This window comes from Eudoraea sp. (assembly GCF_049665975.1).
Classification (GTDB): Bacteria; Bacteroidota; Bacteroidia; order Flavobacteriales; family Flavobacteriaceae; genus Eudoraea.
Window position 1 is genome coordinate 1 of the sequence record NZ_JBATGR010000194.1, and the last position, 1,727, is coordinate 1,727.

At 44.2% G+C, this 1,727-nt stretch carries 1 protein-coding gene; it reads right to left on the minus strand.

The window, feature by feature from the left end:
* Window positions 1-122 precede the first annotated feature (122 nt).
* Window positions 123-1,658 (minus strand): YifB family Mg chelatase-like AAA ATPase, encoded by a 1,536-nt coding sequence (locus WBN20_RS07280; RefSeq protein WP_424281220.1) that lies wholly within the window; start codon window positions 1,656-1,658, stop codon window positions 123-125.
* Between the last annotated feature and the right edge of the window lie 69 nt (window positions 1,659-1,727).

Consider the following 1,727-nt stretch of genomic DNA (forward strand, 5'->3'; position numbering starts at 1 on the left):
TCTTATATCGTCCCTCGTACTTTTACTACCGCAACCATCCTTCCCTATCCCCCGGTTAGCGCGAGCGTCACGCTCGTGTCTTATCAGCTTACTTACTTATTATATCGTCCCTCATACTTTTACTACCCCAACCATCCTTCCCTATCCAAACTCCTGTATTGAATAGCCTCTCCTATGTGGTGCCCAATAATATTTTTGGCAGCCTCCAGATCCGCAATGGTCCTCGCCACTTTTAAAATCCGGTCATAGGCCCTTGCCGACAGGTTAAGCCGTTCCATAGCACTTTTTAATAGACTAAGAGATGCGGAATCTAAGCTGCAATGTTCCCTGATCTGCTTGGTATTCATCTGGGCGTTATAATGTACTGTTTCCAATCCATCAAAACGTTCTGTCTGAATCTCACGCGCTTCAGTAACCCTTTTTCGAATAGCGATACTCCCCTCCCCTTTGCGGTCTTCTGATAGCTTCTCAAAAGGAACCGGGGTAACTTCTATATGAATGTCTATGCGATCCAGTAAAGGCCCTGAAATCTTCCCTAAATAGCGTTGCATTTCCATGGGAGAGGACGTAACCGGTGCATCCGGATCATTGAAATAACCGGAGGGACTGGGATTCATACTCGCCACCAGCATAAAACTGCTGGGATAGGTAACCGTAAACCGGGCCCTTGAAATAGTTACTTCTCTGTCTTCCAAAGGCTGTCTCATTACCTCCAATACACCCCGTTTAAATTCAGGTAATTCATCCAAGAACAACACCCCATTATGCGACAAGGAGATCTCTCCCGGTTGTGGATAGGCCCCGCCTCCGACGAGGGCGACGTCCGATATGGTATGGTGCGGACTTCTGAACGGACGCTGGCAAATTAAACCCATGTTCTTAATCTTTCCCACCACGCTATGTATTTTGGTGGTTTCCAAAGCTTCCTGTAAGGTCATTGGAGGTAATATTGAAGGTAATCGCTTAGCCAGCATCGTTTTTCCTGCTCCGGGCGGACCAATCAAAATAATATTATGCCCCCCTGCGGCTGCAATCTCCATGCAACGTTTTATGCTTTCCTGTCCTTTTACGTCTGAGAAATCATGCTCCGGAAACTCCAGATTTTTATAAAACGCTGCGCTAATATCCACATGAGTCTGTTCTAAAGGAACACCCTTATCAAAGTATGCAATAACCTCAACCATTTTTTCCACCCCAAATACTTCCAGACCTTCCACAATGGCCGCTTCACGGGAATTTACTTTGGGAAGAATAAACCCTTTAAATCCCTCTTCCTTCGCTTTTAAGGCAATAGGCAATGCACCTTTAATAGGTTGAAGGCTACCGTCTAGAGAAACTTCACCCATAATTATAAATCGCTCTAATTCCTCTGCCACAATTTGGCCCGAAGCCGAAAGGATACCAAGAGCAAGGGTGAGATCATAAGCCGAGCCCTCTTTTCTTAAATCGGCCGGGGCCATATTGATAGTGATTTTTTTCCCCGGAATTTTATAGCCATTATTGAGTAAAGCTGCTGCAATTCTGAAATTACTTTCGCGGATGGCATTATCGGGCAGACCAACTAAATGATACCCTATTCCCCTATCCACATTGACTTCTACAGCTATGGTGGTTGCTTCTACTCCAAAAACGGCACTACCATAAACTTTTGAAAGCATACTTTTATATCTATGCTAAAATTCATTTGTTAGAAAGAACATAGATAATTTTCTTTACTGCATAAAAAT

What these genes read in the sequence shown, in the direction of transcription:
- WBN20_RS07280 (WP_424281220.1), bottom strand. Translation starts at nt 1,658, where the DNA reads ATGCTTTCAAAAGTTTATGGTAGTGCCGTTTTTGGAGTAGAAGCAACC.